The organism is Gracilibacillus oryzae (assembly GCF_009498735.1).
Classification (GTDB): domain Bacteria; phylum Bacillota; class Bacilli; order Bacillales; family Amphibacillaceae; genus Gracilibacillus; species Gracilibacillus oryzae.
The window spans coordinates 112,423-130,302 of sequence record NZ_ML762432.1; the positions used below are offsets into that span (position 1 = coordinate 112,423).

Below are 17,880 nucleotides of genomic sequence, written 5' to 3' on the forward strand. Positions count from 1 at the left end.
TCCTAACTTGTACAACTTCCACATAGTTCTAAGTCAATTATATCGTAATCATTCCGTTTTGTAAATCAATTGAATTAATTCATCAAAATATAAAAAAACTTGGCAGTTGGCCAAGTTTTAATGAAGGGGAAGCTGTTGTTTATCTTGCTGGAATTGCTGATAACTTTGTTGGCATTTCTGCATATCAGCCTGCTCAAGACTGTACCAGCCATTTTTGAACATAAGATTATATAGTTCTCTCTGGCAGTTCTGTGTTTCTTCAAACACATTTAATAGATCCTGATATAAAACCTGATTACTTGCTTCATTTAAAGCGGTACTATATGCCTGAGTTAAGTATTTTTCTGTAGCTAAAATATCTGTAGCAAAATCGCGATCATTCATAGCCTGTGTCTTCTGTATGGTAGTTTCCGGGTTTTGGACTTTTTTATTCATTTGCTGCACGTTTACTTCCTCCTTACATCATTTTCTGTTTTTGATCATTTAAGTGTTCGAGGATAAGCTGGTAATGTCTTTCATGCATCTGACAAGCTCCTTCAATTGCTTGGCGAACTTCAGGGATGGTACAGTTCTGAGCAAAGAAATGTGCTTTTTTAGCTGCATTTAAGTTCCAGGACAGCATATCTGTTAAATAGAGATGATCTTTTGTTGTAATCATTTTTGGCGGCTGTGTCATCAACTGTGAACCCATTGGTTGTTCTTGCTGCTGCATACGACTTCCTCCTTAAATATCAGTTCGACCATATTTTGTTCTAAAGAAACAAAACTATACTAGAGGTGGTTTTCTTATTGCTTGCTTATTTGAGAATTCTTTAGGTAAAATAATGGAAACAAGCATGATGGAGGAAAGAAATTATGGCAGTTCAATTTTATTGGTACCCTAAATGCAGTACATGCAGGAAAGCGAAAAAATGGCTTGATGAGAATAACATTACTTATGAAGCGATCGATATTGTAGAAAGCCCGCCATCAAAAGAACAAATGGCTGTTATTATTGAAAAAAGTGATCATCCGATCAATAAGTTTTTCAATACAAGTGGAAAAAAATATCGGGAATTGGGCTTGAAGGACAAGCTTACAGATGCATCTGAAGAGGATAAGTTAGATTATTTAGCTTCTGATGGTATGTTAATAAAACGTCCGCTAGTAGTTGGCGAGAACCAGGCTACCATAGGGTTTAAGGAGGAAATATTTGACCAGACCTGGAAATAACCTTTATATTAAAATAGAAGTGAGTGTTCAGAAAGTCGGCAAATAAGAAGCAAGAAGGTAGAGGCGGTGCAGTGAGGAGCATCGGAACGTATGGTTTGAATACGTGAGAAGCGGATTCACAAACCAACGAAGAGATGCGCCGCTTATCATTTGTTGACTTTTTGAACATCCTCTAGAAGTATAAATTGGAGGTATTAGTTGTGAATTTAACAAAAGATCTATTATTTTCCGAAGAACATGAATGGGTAAAAAAAGAGGACGGAAAGCTAAGGATCGGTATAACGGACCATGCTCAATCTGAACTGGGGGACATTGTATTTATCGAATTACCAGAACCAGGTGATACAATAGAAGCAAATGAACCATTTGGAAGTGCAGAATCTGTTAAAACAGTATCGGAATTATACGCTCCTGTCAGCGGGAAAGTTGTCGAAGTTAATGGAGAGTTAGATGATAGTCCTGAACTTGTAAATGAATCACCATATGAGAAAGCATGGTTGGTTGTTGTTGAACCGAATGATGAATCAGAGCTGGATAAATTAATGTCTGCTGAAGATTATAAGAACATGATTAATGAAGAATAATAAATTTTAGCATTCGCAACTAATTCAGCGGATGCTAAATTTGTATAGTGTATATTAATTAGTCATAACTACACTAATTTGTTCCATACAATAAACTAAGCTGTTGTTAAATAGCATGTAGTCTGACGAAGTAGGTGAGCCAATGCTGAATTTAGATACAAAGGTAATTATTGTAGAGGGCCGCTCCGATAAAGAAAAAGTAAAAAAACTAGTAAATGATCATGTGGAAATTGTTTGTACAAATGGAACGTTAGGTGTTGAACGACTTGAATACTTAATTGAAACCTATGATATGGATCACCGAGATGTATATATTTTAGTGGATGAGGATAATGCAGGAAAAAAATTAAGAAAACAGTTGTCAAAAGAACTGCCACACGCCACACACATCCATATAGATAAAGCATTTAGAGAAGTTGCAGCAACTCCGGAAGCTGAATTAGCTGTTGCTTTGGTTTCTTCTCGTATCATGATTAATCCGGATTATTTATAAAGGTGATGTTAATGGAAGAATTAAAAGAGAAAACATGGAATATTCTTAATGGGGAAAAAGCAATTATTTTTATATACACACCATTCTGTGCTACCTGTCAGTTGGCAGAAAAAATGATTCATATTATCGAACAGGAAAACCAGTCGAGAGTCATTTATCAAATGAATGCTTCTTTTTATCCTGACTTTATGGCTGATAATAAGATTGAAAGTGTCCCAGCCCTGGTTTTCTGGGATGGTGCTAGGGTACAGGACAAGATATACGCAATGGAATCAGTAACAAAACTTTTCAACATAATTGGTGAATGGGAGCAAAAATGGAGTATTTCTCAATAAAATAAAGTATTATGCATTAAATTTAATTAATTCAGAGGTGAATGAATCAAACTGATTTCAGTCAGAGATATTGCAGTCATACAGAACGACAGTCCGTTTTGTTGAATTGCCAGAGAATGTTACAATATGATTGTAAATAACCGAAAGGATTGATTCATTATTAATGACCATAAGCTTGATCTGAATTACACAACAGAGATGGAAAAAGCGATGCATCAAATGCATGGAGTTGGATATGCAGAATACAGTCGCAATCTTAAAAAAAGGTTAAGTGTGGAAAAAGAAAGAGAAAAAAGTTATGAGAAAAGCCAAAGAGTGATACAGGATGTCGAAAGATTAGTTCATAGATAATATAGCAAAAACAACAGTTACACGATATAAGTGAAGCTGTTGTTTTTTTATTTTCAACTAACTAAATAGTAACTTTATGAACGATTTAACCAATTATGCTTTTATGCTGTTCCGTCGTAGGTTAGTTGTGACTAACGTTAAACTACACTATTATAACAGCAATTTCCTGTGTGTCAGGTTAGAATCTTATTTGAAGCGTTGATTCTGTGTTTGTAAAGTTGTCTTAATCGATAATATAGTCCAAGTTGTGGTATAATATCTTTCGTGGATATCAGTCGAATATGGTTGATTATAGATTCGAAATAGTATAAGATTATAATGAGAATAAAGTGAGAATGAATGTAATTCCACTTGTAATTAAGATAATATAAAATGTTTTGGAGGTATGTTTTTATGGCAGGTTCAACTTTAGAGATTAAAGATCTTCATGTTGAGATTGAAGGTCAGGAAATATTAAAAGGTGTAAATTTAACAATTAAGGGTGGAGAATTCCACGCTGTAATGGGACCAAATGGTACTGGTAAATCAACCCTGGCATCTGCAATTATGGGTCATCCGAAATATGAAGTAACAAAAGGACAGATCCTTTTAGACGGTGAAGATGTATTAGAGATGGAAGTTGATGAACGTGCACAGGCAGGTCTATTTCTTGCAATGCAATATCCAAGTGAAATCAGCGGTGTGACAACATCAGATTTCTTACGTTCTTCTGTTAACGCACATCGTGAAGAGGGTGACGAAATTTCTTTAATGAAGTTCATTAAAGAGATGGACGGTGCAATGGATTATCTTGAAATGGATAAAAATATGGCACAACGTTACTTGAACGAAGGTTTCTCTGGTGGAGAGAAAAAACGTAACGAAATTCTGCAATTAATGATGATTCAGCCAGCAATTGCAATTTTAGATGAAATTGATTCTGGTCTGGATATCGATGCATTAAAAGTAGTATCAAAAGGTATCAACAAAATGCGCAGTGAGGAGTTCGGCTGTCTGATTATCACTCACTATCAACGTTTACTTGATTATATAACTCCAGATCATGTGCATATTATGATGCAAGGCCGTGTGGTTAAGTCAGGTGGACCGGAATTAGCTCAACGACTTGAGGCAGAAGGTTATGAGTGGATTAAAGAAGAATTAGGTATTGAAGACGAAACTGTAGGACAAAACGCATAAAGGTTAGGAGGTATCGTATGACTGTGGAAACTAAATTACCATATGATCAGGATTACATCCGGTCATTTTCAGCTAACAGAAATGAACCAGATTGGATGCAGGAATTGCGTATAAAAGCACTAGAATTGGCAGAAGGACTGGAAATGCCAAAACCAGATAAAACAAGTATCAAACGCTGGAATTTTCATGATTTTAAACATGATGTCAGTGCGGAAACAATTCCTTCATTAAAAGATTTACCGAAAGAGATTCAAGTATTCCTTGATATGGAGAACCTAAATGAGAACCTTGTAATTCAACGTAACCAAAGTGTTGCTTACAAATCCTTATCTTCTCAATTAGAAGAACAAGGTGTCATTCTTACTGACATCCAGACAGCTCTCGAAAAGCATAGCGATTTAGTACAACGTTACTATATGAAAGATGCAGTCCAAATCGATGAGCATAAATTAACGGCATTGCATACTGCTTTAATGAACGGCGGAGTTTTTGTTTATGTTCCGAAAAATGTACAAATTGAAGAACCGCTTCAAGCGATTTTCTGGCAGGAGGATCCTGAGGCAGCTACATTTAATCATGTAATTGTTGTAGCTGAAGCAAACAGTTCTTTGACATATGTTGAGAATTATATTTCTAAAAATACAGATGAAAATGCAGTAGCAAATATCGTGACAGAGGTTATTGCACATGATAATGCCAATATTAATTTCGGTTCAGTAGATAACTTCTCCAAAGGAACAACTGTTTACGTAAACCGACGTGGTGTGGCATATCGTGATGCAAAAATCGAATGGAATTTAGGCCAGATGAATGATGGAAATACTATTTCCGATAATACCACTCATTTAATAGGTGATAATTCTTATGCCTACGCAAAAACTGTTTCTGTTGGACGCGGGGAACAAACACAGAACTTCACTGCGAAAATTGTTAACTATGGGAAACAATCAGAAGGTTTAATTTTACAGCATGGAGTAATGAAAGAAGCTGCATCTGCGATCTTTAATGGTATTGGGAAGATTGAACATGGGGCATCAAAGTCAAATGCAGAGCAGGAATCACGTGTGCTGATGCTAAGTAAAGATTCACGCGGTGATGCCAACCCAATCCTATTAATTGATGAAGATGATGTAACAGCAGGACACGCTGCTTCTGTTGGCCGTGTTGATCCAATTCAATTATACTATCTAATGAGCAGAGGGATTTCTAAACAGGAGGCTGAAAGGTTAATTATCCACGGATTCTTAGCACCTGTAGTAAGAGAAATTCCGATCGAAGCGGTTCGAAATCAATTGACAGAGGTAATTGAAAGGAAAGTTTACTAATGGACACACGTGCTATTCGTGAACAGTTTCCGATATTAGATCAGGAAGTTAATGGCCATCCGTTAGTTTATCTGGACTCAGCAGCAACATCACAAAAACCAATACAGGTAATTGAAGCACTTAACAGCTATTACCGTCAGAACAACTCGAACGTACACAGAGGTGTTCATACATTAGGAACTCGTGCAACTGACCAGTATGAAGGGGCAAGAAATAAGGTTAAACAGTTTATCAATGCCTATTCTACACAGGAAGTAATCTTTACCAGAGGTACGACTACAGCAATTAATATGGTTGGATATGGCTATGCACGTCATTTTCTTACAGAAGGTGATGAAATTGTCATTACAGAAATGGAGCATCATAGTAATATTATTCCCTGGCAACAGGCAGCTAAATTTACTGGAGCTACATTAAAGTATATTCCGATGGAAGAAGATGGAACCATTACATTGGATTCTGTCCGGTCTACAATTACAGATAAGACGAGAATTGTGGCAATGACCCACGTTTCCAATGTATTGGGAACAGTTAATCCAATTAAGGAAGTTGCAGAGATTGCTCACGAAAATGGAGCTATCATAGTAGTAGACGGAGCACAGGGAGTTCCACATATGAAGGTGGATGTTCAAGATTTAGATTGTGATTTCTATGCATTTTCTGGACACAAAATGTGCGGACCTACAGGTATTGGGGTTCTTTATGGTAAGAAACATTTACTGGAAAAAATGGAACCTGTTGAATTCGGCGGAGAAATGATTGACTTCGTAGGCTTATATGATTCAACTTGGAAGGAACTGCCATGGAAATTTGAAGGCGGGACTCCGATTATAGCTGGAGCAATCGGTTTAGGTGCAGCTATAGATTTTCTGGAGGAAATCGGGTTGCATCAAATTGAAGCACATGAAAATGAAATTGTCCAATATGCTCAAGGTCTATTTACTGATATGGAAGGTTTAACGATCTTTGGACCAGAGAAACGCAGTGGATTAATTACTTTCAATATTGAAGGTGTGCATCCGCATGATACAGCAACAGTACTTGATGCAGAAGGAATTGCAGTGAGAGCAGGACATCACTGTGCCCAACCCTTAATGAAATGGTTGAATGTCACTGCAACGGCACGAGCTAGTTTTTATTTGTATAATTCAAAAGATGATGTTGACCGATTAGTTGAGGGAATACAGCTAGCGAAGGAGTATTTCGGCGATGTCTTTTAATAACTTAGATACACTTTACAGACAAGTGATTATGGATCATTATAAAAATCCTCGTAATCGTGGAACTTTAGACAATGAATCTGTTACAATAGATATGAACAACCCTACTTGTGGTGACCGTATCGAATTACACCTGCAAATTAAAGATGGCATTGTAGAAGATGCAAAATTTGAAGGGGAAGGTTGTTCCATTAGTATGTCATCTGCTTCTATGATGACACAAGCAATCAAAGGAAAGCAGATTGATGAGGCAATAAATATGTCACACATTTTTTCTAACATGATGTTAGGAGAAGATGTGGAAGAAGTGGATTTTGATCTAGGTGATATAGAAGCACTTCAAGGTGTTTCTAAATTTCCAGCTCGAATTAAGTGTGCAACATTAGCTTGGAAGGCAATGGAAAAAGCAGTAGCAGCTGATGAGAAGGAAGAGTAGAGAAAAAATCCAAAACAGGAGGTAATAACATGGCGAAAAAAGCACCTGAAATAGGCGAATATAAATATGGCTTTCATGATAGAGATATTTCCATTTTTCGTACAGAAAAAGGTTTAACACGAAATATCGTGGAAGAAATTTCTCGTATGAAAGAAGAACCAGAGTGGATGTTGGAATATCGTTTAAAAGCATTAGAGCAATTTTACAAGAAACCAATGCCTCAGTGGGGCGGTGACTTAGCAGAACTTGATTTTGATGAGATCACTTATTATGTAAAACCATCCGAGCGCTCGGAGCGTTCTTGGGATGAGGTGCCTGATGAAATTAAACAAACGTTTGATAAACTGGGTATTCCTGAAGCAGAACAGAAGTATCTTGCTGGTGTTTCTGCCCAGTATGAATCAGAAGTTGTTTATCACAACTTAAAAGAAGATCTTGAAAATTTAGGAATTGTCTTTAAAGATACAGATACAGCTTTAAAAGAGAATGAAGACTTATTCAAAGAGTATTTTGGAAAAGTTATTCCTTCTTCTGATAATAAGTTTGCTGCACTGAACTCTGCTGTTTGGTCTGGTGGATCATTTATTTATGTTCCAAAAGGAGTAAAAACAGATACACCGTTACAGGCATATTTCCGAATTAACTCAGAAAATATGGGACAGTTCGAACGTACACTTATTATTGTTGATGAAGGGGCTTCTGTCCACTATGTTGAGGGTTGTACAGCACCGACATATACAACGAACTCATTGCACAGTGCGGTAGTAGAGATTTTTGTTAAAAAAGATGCTTATTGCCGTTACACTACAATCCAAAACTGGGCAAACAATGTATACAACCTTGTTACAAAACGTGCAACATGTGATGCAAATGCAACGATGGAATGGATTGATGGAAATATTGGCTCTAAATTAACGATGAAATATCCGGCAATTATCCTTAAAGGAGAAGGTGCTCGCGGTAATACCCTTTCTATCGCATTAGCGGGTAAAGGACAACACCAGCATGCTGGTGCCAAAATGCACCATTTAGCACCAAATACTTCTTCTACAATTGTATCTAAGTCCATCTCAAAACAAGGCGGGAAAGTTACCTATTTAGGTATGGTACACTTTGGACGTAAAGCAGATGGGGCAAGATCTAATATTGAATGTGATACGTTAATTATGGATAATAAATCAACTTCCGATACAATTCCATACAATGAGATTTTAAATGAAAACATCTCATTGGAACACGAAGCGAAAGTTTCGAAAGTATCTGAAGAACAATTATTCTATCTGATGAGCCGTGGTCTTTCAGAAGAAGAAGCGACAGAAATGATCGTAATGGGCTTTATCGAGCCATTTACGAAAGAACTTCCAATGGAATATGCGGTAGAGATGAACCGTTTAATCAAGTTCGAAATGGAAGGTTCAATCGGATAATGAAAGAGCAAAACCTTGCTGCAATGATATGCAGCAAGGTTTTTTATGTCTGAAAAGAAATAAGATAATCAAATATGACACCAAGTTTTACCGTATTAGGTTAATGATCTGTTACAGGAAAAATTCTGATATTCCATAAAATAGGCCATATTAGCTATTTATTCCCTTTTTATATTTTTGTAATATTTATAAGAGAACTAACTAATTAGAATTTGAGGGTGAATAGTATTGTTGAAAAGTAAACTTATTATTACAGGACTTGTTATGTTCGTGCTTCTTCTAGCAGGATGTTCAAATAATGAGAATGAGACAAATCCGGCAGATATGCAAGAACAGACAGATTCCTTAGTGAAAGACGATAAAGAGTCAGCTTCAGATACAGATAATTTAGACCATTTACAATTTTCGAATGCTGAAGAAAGAATGCAATTAGACTTGGAGAATGCGGAATTTAATGGGGAACAATTTAATGAGGATGAGGTACAACGTATAGTGGAGCAGCTTCCAGAAAATCTAACACCTGAGGAGTATTATTACAAATTACTTTCATTGATAGGAGAAGATTACCGGAAATATTACCAGTTTTTTAACAGTGTAGAGACTTCTTTCGAATCTGCGACTTCCCAGCCAGATGAGATAAATAGAGAAGGGGAGTCAGACCTCTCACCAATAAATGTATCTATACTCTTTGATGCTAGTGGAAGTATGGATGAAATGATTTCAGGAAAAACCAAAATACAATTAGCCAAAGAAGCAGTAAATTCTTTTGTTGCCAGTTTGCCGGAAATTGTTAATATTTCCTTGACTGTTTATGGTCACAAAGGAACAGGGACAGATAATAAAGAACTTTCCTGTAAAAGCATAGAAGAAATATATCCACTTTCTTCCTATGATGAAGATTCTTTTCAGGCTGCATTAGATTCATTCTCTTCCGCGGGTTGGACACCACTTGCTGGAGCAATGGTATCAGCAACTCAAAAGTTATCAAATGCAAATGGAGATAATGAAGAGAATATTGTATATATTGTGAGTGACGGCATGGAAACATGTAACGGTGATCCTGTTATAGCAGCTAAAAAGTTAAATCAATCTAGTTCAAATGCAATTGTAAATATTATCGGTTTTGATGTTAATGATGAAGGCCAGCAACAATTAAGAGAAGTGGCAAGCGCAGGTGCGGGAGAGTATTCTACTGTCAGAACGGAACAAGAATTAACAAGCTATTTTAATAGTCAGAAAACAAAACTAATTAACCAATGGTATGGTTGGGAAGCAGAAAATGTCAATAAATACTATGCATCAGAATCAGAAAGAGTAAATGAATTGTATAATATGGAAACCGAAATGGTCAACATAGCCTATAATGAGGAAACACGTTTAAAGAATTTAACCTATCATCTTGACCAAACTATAGATGCCGATTGGGATAAAGTCAGGGAAATTGTGAATGATACTGGGGATGAAATAAGAGAATATGTCAGATCAGCTGCTGATGCCTATCGAGCGGAAATCAGAAGTGGGGGAGATCAGAATAGAGATAGTATTAGAAATAAAGCAGGTAATGAACGAGACAAGCTTCGTGGTAAGCAATGAAATATATTGCCTGAATGGATAAATCAACTGATAAGCTTTATAATAGAAGAGAGTTCGTTTAATGAACTCTCCTTTTCTTTTATACATACATAAAAATGGAAGTGATATTTTGGTCATTATAATTTGTTTACTTATCGGGTTATTTTCTGCAATGCTTGGCAGTATTGTTGGACTCGGTGGTGGAGTTATACTTGTGCCGACTCTGCTGATTTTACATACAGCTACGGACTTATTTGACTGGGCAACAGCAAGTACCATTGTCGGTATTTCATTAGTGATCATGGTTTTTACTGCGTTGTCTTCTACTTTATCTTATGCCAAGTTAAAGAGAATTGATTATAAAAGTGGGATTTACTTTATTGCCGGAAGTTTACCAGGCGGGATTTTAGGCTCTTGGCTGAATCAATTTGTGGAAACAGATACTTTTTCAATCTTTTTAGGTATTTTTATGTTGCTTATTTTTACAAGCTTCTTATTTCAGAGGCGAAATTTGAATAGAAATACTGAACCAACAGAAAAGAGTAAGCACAAAGTCTATCGGGAAACACTGATAGGAACTGAAAAACATTACTATTCTTTTTCACCCGTTACAGCGATTGCTATTGCGTTGGTTGTAGGTTTATTATCTGGCTTTTTTGGAATTGGTGGGGGGTCATTAATGGTTCCGGCTATGATTTTGTTGTTCCACTTTCCACCACACATTGCAACAGCAACATCTATGTTTATGATTTTATCACTAAGCACTGTAAGTTCTTTTACTCATATTATGTTAGGACATATCGAATGGTCTTACGTCTGGGCTTTTATTCCGGGAGCATGGGTTGGGGGCAGACTCGGAGCAAAAGTCAGTCAAAAAATGTCAAGCAAAGCTGTGGAAGCTTTATTGAGAATCGTCCTTTTGTTAATTGGTTTACGATTGATCTGGCAAGGATTCTTTTCATAAGTTGATTTTGGTGTATTACAGATGTTTAGCGTTGCGATAAATATCCAATGCTTTATAGACCATGGTGAAGGTTTTTGTTTACACGTTAGGATAGCATAAACTATCTGCAAGGGAGTATTTATCGACGTAATAGAAAGTTTGAAGTCCAAAGTATAAGTAAAACTAACACATTCGCTAAAGGACGAGCGAATGTGTTAGTTTTACTAAAAGGGGGATTAAATTGGTAGAACAATTGCATTTTTATTATTCGAATGATTTACATAGTCACTTTGAAAATTGGGGTAATATTGTACAATATCTTAATGAAAAAAAAGCAAAGCATTCTATTGATAAACAACCATACTGGATTGTAGATATAGGGGACCATGTCGACAGAGTGCATCCTATATCAGAAGCATATCTCGGCAGAGCGAATGTTGAGTTAATGAACAAGGCAGGATATGACTTTGCTACAATTGGTAATAATGAAGGAATCACATTAGAGTTTGACGATTTATATCATTTATATGATGATGCTGAATTTCAAGTGACTTGCGCTAATCTGGCATCCATAAATACGAAAGATCCCTTATGGTTACAAGAACACATAACAACAGAAACGGAATCTGGTATACGTATAGGGCTAGTTGGATTGACTGCTCCATTTAAGCCTTTTTATCAACCGCTGGGTTGGAATGTGGATTCACCTTATAATTTCCTGGAAAGCAGGTTAAAACAGGTGAAAAAAGATGTTGATATTTTGATTTTGCTGTCACATTTAGGATGGACAGAGGATCAATATATCGCTACCCATTTTTCGGAAATTGATGTGATTATCGGTGGCCATACCCATCATCTACTTAAAAATGGGGAATATATCAACGAAACACTCATAACGGCAGCTGGTAAATATGGTTTTTATGTTGGAGAAATCCACCTGGAGTGGGATCATCAACAAAATAAAATCACTAAAAAACAGGCTTTTGCTGTTGATACATCAATATATGAAGGTGATCAGGATACAGAAAATTTAGTACAGCAAATATCCAATGATGCGAATAAACTGCTGGGGGAATCAGTTACAACATTAGAGCAAATGTATGAAGTGAATTGGTATGAATCTACACCAATCATAGAAGCACTGACAGCTCATTTGCTAAAATGGACAAAAGCAGATGTAGCTATGCTTAATGCAGGGATCTTATTAGAGAGTCTGCCCCAGGGTACTGTATCATATGGTGACATTCACCGAACATGTCCCCATCCAATTAATCCATGTGTCGTGGAACTGAGAGGAATAGAATTAATTGAAGTTGTACGGGGAGCCCTTAGTAATGAATTGACAAACTTTAAACTTAAAGGGTTTGGATTTCGCGGAAAAATAATCGGTAAGATTGTTTTTAGTGGAATTGAAGTAAAAACATACCTAGATGAGCAAGGGAATGAACATGTTAAAACAGTTTTATATGAAGGAAAAGAAATCGTCCATAATCAGATATATCATTTAGCAACGGCTGATATGTTTACATTTGGAAATATGTTTCCAGAAATTGCGCGGTCAGAGATGAAAAAGTTCTTTCTTCCTGAATTTATACGAGATTTATTAGTAGATTTATTGAAGAAAAGCGTTTAAACACAAGCACATCTTTTTAGGCAGAACATACACTTTAGTGAGAGGGGTGTGTTCTGATGATGGAAGTAAAACCGGTAAAAGTAGATGACCATACATTTATTGCGATAACAGTAAAGTTACCATATACCACACTTTTAGTTATCGCAAATGAAATTGGCTATGTCATGTGCGGAGCTTTAGATGTGGACCTGTTAAATGAGAAATTAAGTGATCGTCCAGTTGTAGCAGGACGTGCTGTCGGTGTAAGAACAATTGATGATTTACTCGATGCAAAATTAGAAAAAATCACAAATACTGCCCAATCTTATGGCTGGGAAAAGAATATGGAAGTGAAAAAAGCACTACTTTTAATTGCGGAATAGTTAAATGAATCTATTTTTTTCTACGAAGTTTGTCTAAAATACTAGAAAATTGACATTTTATCTGCTAATCTTGAAATATATGTGCGTGTTAAAAAAGTCGGCAAATAAGAAGCAAGAAGGTCGAGGCGGTACAGTGAGGAGCATCAGAACGTAGGCTTTGAATACGTGAGAAGCAGACTCGTAAACCAAAGAAGAGATTCACCGCTTATCATTTGGTGACTTTTTGAACATCCTCTATAAAATATTCTGAAACGTAATTATAGGAGTAAATATGAGGCTAGTATCTACAGTATTGTTGCAAGAAGGGATCGAATTAGCCAGACCAATTTATGATAAGAATGGTCGTATTCTTGTGCAGAAAAATGTCAAATTAACAAATAACATGGTTAGAAGATTAAAGACTGGTGAAATCACCTATGTTTATATCAGGGATAAGTATACAGATGATATTTTAATTACACCTGCTATCTCTGATGAAGAGAGAATCGAAGCAATCAACAAGATTAAACAATCCTTTCAATCGTTCAAGAAAGAGGATATAAGAAAAGGCAGTCATTTGATTGATGAATCTTCTGAAAAATTAAATGATGTCGTCAAGGGACTCATTGATAAATTACTAGTTCAGGATGAAGTAATGAACTATTTATCTGATATCTTAGTCACCGATAATTATGTATTTCAACATTCAATAAATGTGACAATTTATACATTAGCGTTAGCCCGGAAACTGAACTTTAACAAGAAAGAATTGCAAGTGATCGGGTTAGGTGCACTATTACATGATATTGGAAAGATCTATATCCCTACAGAAATTTTAAATAAAAAAGGAAAACTGGATGATACGGAATTTAAAATAATGAAGGCACATACGGAATATGGGTTTGAATTGTTAAGAAAGAGTCACAGCTTGCCGCTTTTAGCTGCCCATTGTGCCTTTCAGCATCATGAACGCATGGACGGGTCTGGATATCCAAGAGGTTTATCAGGTGATAAACTGCACCCGTATGCAAAGGTGTTAGGAATCGCAGACGTATTTGATGCTGTTACTAGTAATCGTGTATATCGTGCTGCTATGCTGCCACACAAAGGTTTTGAAATACTGAGTAATGGTGCTGACCGTCAATTTGATGCAAAGATGGTGGAGCTTTTTAAGGAAACGATATCGACTTATCCAAACGGGATAACCGTCCATCTAAATGATGGCCGTAAGGGAGTTGTAACACAACAAAACGTGAAATTTCATGAACGTCCGGTCGTCAGGGTGTTACAAGAAAACCAGCATCCAGTTAAGCCGTATGATTTAGATTTATCATTAAATCAGAATGCTGTCATTATTGATGCAGACAATCCTGCAATTTATCACAGTGCTAATGGTCTGTAATATCCCTATTGAAATTATTTTTTCTCACCAGTAAAATATCTATTTGTCCCCTCCTTCTCATATAAATTTAGGGAAGGGGGGTTTTAAATTGAAAAGGGCGAGAAAAATAGCTGCACCTCCAATGAGGCAAATCGCTTATATCTCTTTATTGTTATTCATAATTTGCATGATCTCCAGTTTATTAATTGTAAATGAAGGGATCAAACCAGTCCTGCTCGAAATTGCAAAAGTGAAGGTAAGTCAAATAGCGAACCAGGCAGTGGGGATTGCTGTAAATAAAAAAATATCAGAAGATTTAGAAAATGATAAATTAATCCAATATGAAGTTGATGAACAAGGCAGAGTAGTAAATTATATTTTTAATTCGATTATTGAGAATCGCGTCCAACGCAATATTCAATATCGTGTAGAGAATTTTCTGAAGTTACTTGAAGAGGGAGACAGACCTGAAATTGGTGTGCCGCTCGAAGTGGAAATGGAGCTGGAACCATCAGAAAAAAAGTTACTGGATGAAATCAGGAAAAGAGGCCTTCTTGTTGAAGTGCCATTAGGCCAGACTTTAGGCATTCCATTATTAGCAAATTTAGGACCGAAAATCCCTGTAAATATGGAAGTAATTGGTTTTGTTGAAACATCCATAACAAGTGATATTGTTGAAACAGGGGTCAATGGTGCTTATATTCACGTCAATGTTCATATTGAGGTAGAAATGCGAGTTGTTATTCCTTTTGCTTCAGAACCGGTCAGAGTAGTGCAGGATATTCCTGTAACAAAAGTATTCCATCCAGGTGATGTGCCAGACTATTACCAGGACGGTGAAGGTGATTCTAATTTATCAGTTCCTCTTGATCCGCCAATTGATTAATACTTTGATCAGTAGTAGTATTTCCAGACGTTTTGCGTTACTTCAATATGTGGTAGTACCATATGAAAATTCTCTATAATTCTCAGAATATTTCTAAATTTAACGAGTTATCAGATATAACAGAATGATCTTACTTAAATTACCTTTGACAAGTTATTTGAATATTCGTTATAATTTGAAAGGTTATCAGCACAAAAACAAAACTAGTTTCTATATTATATTTATTATAATACTAGAGAAGAGAAAGGGGATTTTTTTATGGAACAACGCTCTCAGTGGGGAACTAGAATCGGTTTTTTACTTGCAGCAATTGGTTCAGCAGTTGGTCTAGGAAACATTTGGCGTTTTCCAGCGACTGCATTTGAAAACGGTGGGGGTGCGTTCTTTGTCCCGTATTTATTTGCACTATTAACAGCAGGTATTCCTCTCTTAATAATGGAATACACAATTGGTCATAAATATCGAAGTTCTTCACCTCGAAGTTTTTCCAAAATTAGTAAGGGGATGGAATGGATTGGTTGGTGGCAGGTACTTATATCATTTGTAATTTCAACTTATTATCCAATCATTATAGCATGGTCTATCATGTATACTTATTTTTCGTTCGGAACAAAGTGGGGGGACGATCCAACGGCCTTCTTCGTCTCTGATTTCTTAAATAAATCAGATGCTGGGATCTTTGGATCAATAGTTCCGTCTGTATTAATTCCAGTAATCTTTGTCTGGATCTTTGTTTTCTTCTTCCTGGGACGTGGGGTGAAGAAAGGGATTGAATTTGCCAATCGTATTTTTATCCCTACATTATTAATTGTCTTTATTATTATCGTGATAAGAGCATTAACCTTACCTGGAGCAATGGAAGGATTGGATGCGTTCTTTAAACCGGACTGGAGCAGAATTATGGATGGTTCTGTTTGGATAGCAGCATATGGACAAATCTTCTTTAGTTTATCCATTGCTTTTGCTATTATGATTACTTATGCTTCCTATTTACCCAAAAAATCTGATATAACAAACAACGCGTTTATTACAGGATTTGCGAACTCATCATTTGAGTTATTGGCAGGTATTGGAGTTTTTGCTGTGTTAGGATTTATGGCTACTCAAACATCACAGCCTGTATCAGAAGTTGTCCAGAGTGGGGTAGGGCTTGCATTTATGGTATTCCCGGAGATTATTAGTCAGATGCCTGCATCAAGTTTCTTTGGAGTTTTATTCTTTGGAGCATTAGTACTTGCAGGTATTTCTTCCATGATTTCTATTTCCGAGACATATATTGCAGCAGTTCAGGAAAAGTTTTCGATATCACGTGGCAAGGCATTAATGTTTGGTGGAGGCTTAGCATTCTTAGCATCCTTGTTGTATGCAAATCAAGGCGGATTAAATTTACTGGATACAGTGGATTACTTTATTAATAATTATGGTGTGGCACTGGCTGGTCTGTTTGAGGTAGTAGCGATCGCCTGGTTTGCTAAAGGATTAAGGGACTTACAAACTCATGCGGATAATATCTCCGACATAAAACTAGGAATATGGTGGAGAATTTCACTTGGTGCAATTACACCTGTAGTGCTTGGCTTTATGATGCTGCAAAACTTGAAGACAGATCTTTCCCGTCCATATGAGGACTATCCAATTGAATTCTTGTTTAATTTCGGTTGGCTTGTTGCAATTGGAGCTATGCTCATTGGTGCATTAATTTCCACAAAAAAATGGCCGAAAAATGATAAAGAAGCCTAAAGAAGGAGGTCCATATAAATGTCCACAAGTGCAATTATCATGGCAGTAATAGGTGCTGTAATTATATGGGGCGGACTATTAGTAAGTATATTAAAAGCGAAAAAAGCTTCTAAGTAAAAATAACTCCGTAAGGCACTCTAGCCTTACGGAGTATTTCTTTCCCATTTTTTTAAGTAGGGATATGGATCGAAAGACCACTCACTTTTCCCATCATCTTTATACATACCATAATGAAGGTGAGGCGGGAATTTTCCAGATGTTCCAGGCGGCCCGTATCCACTTGAACCTACCGATCCGATTGTATCACCAGCTTCTACAATATCGCCAACTTCAATTCCCTCGGCAAATCCGTTTAAATGAGCGTAATAGTGGTATCTGTTATAAGTATCCCGAATACCAATTCGCCATCCGCCAAACTTATTCCATCCTTTTAATTCTACGATTCCAAATGTTGTGGCCCTGACAGGTGTTCCATAATTAGCAAAAATGTCTGTTCCTTCGTGAATCCTTCTGCCACCGAATCCGCGAGCATCTCCCCATGTATTGCGATAGCTGTAATTGTATCCCTTTGGAATGGGGAAAGATGTCGTATCAAACGTGAGTCGATTATACTGCTTCATTAACCTTGCATAATTCATAATAGACAGGACAGCTAAATCACGGTGATAGTAGTTCCATAAAGCAGCTTTGATGTCTTGTTCAGAATGTCCGTAGCGCTGAAGGTAATTGCCAACTGTATACAAAATATCTAAATCATTCTCTATATGCGCCAATCCATCCCCATCACCGTCTTTTCCTGTCCCGTGAAACATTGCAATCATA

General features: G+C 36.6%; 20 protein-coding genes. 17 read left to right on the plus strand and 3 right to left on the minus strand.

All coding sequences use genetic code 11. The features are described 5' to 3' along the window. Positions 1-117: 117 nt before the first annotated feature. Positions 118-435, minus strand: coding sequence for a spore coat protein (locus tag F9U64_RS12905; RefSeq protein WP_153404385.1), 318 nt, complete (start codon positions 433-435; stop codon positions 118-120). A 22-nt stretch (positions 436-457) separates the two neighbouring features. Beyond that, positions 458-712 carry a hypothetical protein gene (locus tag F9U64_RS12910; RefSeq protein WP_153404137.1) on the minus strand — a complete coding sequence of 85 codons (255 nt, stop codon included), beginning with the start codon at positions 710-712 and terminating at the stop codon, positions 458-460. Positions 713-855: 143 nt separating this feature from the next. Between F9U64_RS12910 and F9U64_RS12915 the strand changes: the two genes are divergently transcribed. From F9U64_RS12915 to F9U64_RS12995, 17 genes are all read left to right on the plus strand, one after another. Then, positions 856-1,212, plus strand: a complete 357-nt coding sequence (locus F9U64_RS12915) for an arsenate reductase family protein (RefSeq protein WP_153404141.1) — start codon at positions 856-858, stop codon at positions 1,210-1,212. A gap of 200 nt (positions 1,213-1,412) precedes the next feature. Further along, positions 1,413-1,796 carry a glycine cleavage system protein GcvH gene (gene gcvH / locus F9U64_RS12920; RefSeq protein ID WP_153404144.1) on the plus strand — a complete coding sequence of 128 codons (384 nt, stop codon included), beginning with the start codon at positions 1,413-1,415 and terminating at the stop codon, positions 1,794-1,796. Positions 1,797-1,938: 142 nt separating this feature from the next. Further along, positions 1,939-2,289 carry a toprim domain-containing protein gene (locus tag F9U64_RS12925; protein ID WP_153404147.1) on the plus strand — a complete coding sequence of 117 codons (351 nt, stop codon included), beginning with the start codon at positions 1,939-1,941 and terminating at the stop codon, positions 2,287-2,289. A gap of 11 nt (positions 2,290-2,300) precedes the next feature. Then, on the plus strand, positions 2,301-2,624 hold the full coding sequence (locus F9U64_RS12930) for a thioredoxin family protein (RefSeq protein ID WP_153404150.1): 324 nt from the start codon (positions 2,301-2,303) through the stop codon (positions 2,622-2,624). Positions 2,625-3,368: 744 nt separating this feature from the next. Beyond that, positions 3,369-4,154, plus strand: a complete 786-nt coding sequence (sufC, locus tag F9U64_RS12935) for a Fe-S cluster assembly ATPase SufC (RefSeq protein WP_153404153.1) — start codon at positions 3,369-3,371, stop codon at positions 4,152-4,154. Positions 4,155-4,171: 17 nt separating this feature from the next. Beyond that, a complete protein-coding gene (sufD, locus tag F9U64_RS12940) occupies positions 4,172-5,479 on the plus strand; it encodes a Fe-S cluster assembly protein SufD (protein WP_153404157.1) in 1,308 nt (435 codons plus the stop codon). Further along, complete coding sequence (locus F9U64_RS12945) at positions 5,479-6,699, plus strand: cysteine desulfurase (protein ID WP_153404160.1); 1,221 nt, start codon at positions 5,479-5,481, stop codon at positions 6,697-6,699. The genes sufD and F9U64_RS12945 overlap by 1 nt, the downstream gene beginning before the upstream one ends. Further along, positions 6,689-7,135 (plus strand): Fe-S cluster assembly sulfur transfer protein SufU, encoded by a 447-nt coding sequence (gene sufU / locus F9U64_RS12950; protein ID WP_153404163.1) that lies wholly within the window; start codon positions 6,689-6,691, stop codon positions 7,133-7,135. The genes F9U64_RS12945 and sufU overlap by 11 nt, the downstream gene beginning before the upstream one ends. Before the next feature lie 29 nt (positions 7,136-7,164). After that, entirely contained in the window at positions 7,165-8,562 is a 1,398-nt protein-coding gene (gene sufB / locus F9U64_RS12955) for a Fe-S cluster assembly protein SufB (protein ID WP_153404166.1), read from the plus strand. A 228-nt stretch (positions 8,563-8,790) separates the two neighbouring features. Then, entirely contained in the window at positions 8,791-10,155 is a 1,365-nt protein-coding gene (locus tag F9U64_RS12960) for a VWA domain-containing protein (RefSeq protein WP_153404169.1), read from the plus strand. Between the two features lie 109 nt (positions 10,156-10,264). Beyond that, on the plus strand, positions 10,265-11,098 hold the full coding sequence (locus F9U64_RS12965) for a sulfite exporter TauE/SafE family protein (RefSeq protein ID WP_153404172.1): 834 nt from the start codon (positions 10,265-10,267) through the stop codon (positions 11,096-11,098). Positions 11,099-11,318: 220 nt separating this feature from the next. Next, positions 11,319-12,710 carry a bifunctional metallophosphatase/5'-nucleotidase gene (locus F9U64_RS12970; RefSeq protein WP_153404175.1) on the plus strand — a complete coding sequence of 464 codons (1,392 nt, stop codon included), beginning with the start codon at positions 11,319-11,321 and terminating at the stop codon, positions 12,708-12,710. Positions 12,711-12,766: 56 nt separating this feature from the next. Continuing rightward, positions 12,767-13,072 (plus strand): YunC family protein, encoded by a 306-nt coding sequence (locus F9U64_RS12975; protein ID WP_153404178.1) that lies wholly within the window; start codon positions 12,767-12,769, stop codon positions 13,070-13,072. Positions 13,073-13,343: 271 nt separating this feature from the next. Beyond that, positions 13,344-14,453: an HD-GYP domain-containing protein gene (locus F9U64_RS12980; protein ID WP_153404181.1), complete on the plus strand. Its 1,110-nt coding sequence runs from the start codon at positions 13,344-13,346 to the stop codon at positions 14,451-14,453. An 88-nt stretch (positions 14,454-14,541) separates the two neighbouring features. After that, positions 14,542-15,318 carry a sporulation protein YunB gene (yunB, locus tag F9U64_RS12985; protein WP_228275707.1) on the plus strand — a complete coding sequence of 259 codons (777 nt, stop codon included), beginning with the start codon at positions 14,542-14,544 and terminating at the stop codon, positions 15,316-15,318. Positions 15,319-15,576: 258 nt separating this feature from the next. Next, positions 15,577-17,058, plus strand: a complete 1,482-nt coding sequence (locus tag F9U64_RS12990) for a sodium-dependent transporter (RefSeq protein ID WP_153404184.1) — start codon at positions 15,577-15,579, stop codon at positions 17,056-17,058. An 18-nt stretch (positions 17,059-17,076) separates the two neighbouring features. Further along, positions 17,077-17,175 (plus strand): methionine/alanine import family NSS transporter small subunit, encoded by a 99-nt coding sequence (locus tag F9U64_RS12995; protein WP_153404187.1) that lies wholly within the window; start codon positions 17,077-17,079, stop codon positions 17,173-17,175. Positions 17,176-17,201: 26 nt separating this feature from the next. Here the strand turns inward: F9U64_RS12995 and F9U64_RS13000 are convergent, their stop codons facing one another. After that, positions 17,202-17,870 carry a M23 family metallopeptidase gene (locus F9U64_RS13000; protein WP_323125849.1) on the minus strand — a complete coding sequence of 223 codons (669 nt, stop codon included), beginning with the start codon at positions 17,868-17,870 and terminating at the stop codon, positions 17,202-17,204. Between the last annotated feature and the right edge of the window lie 10 nt (positions 17,871-17,880).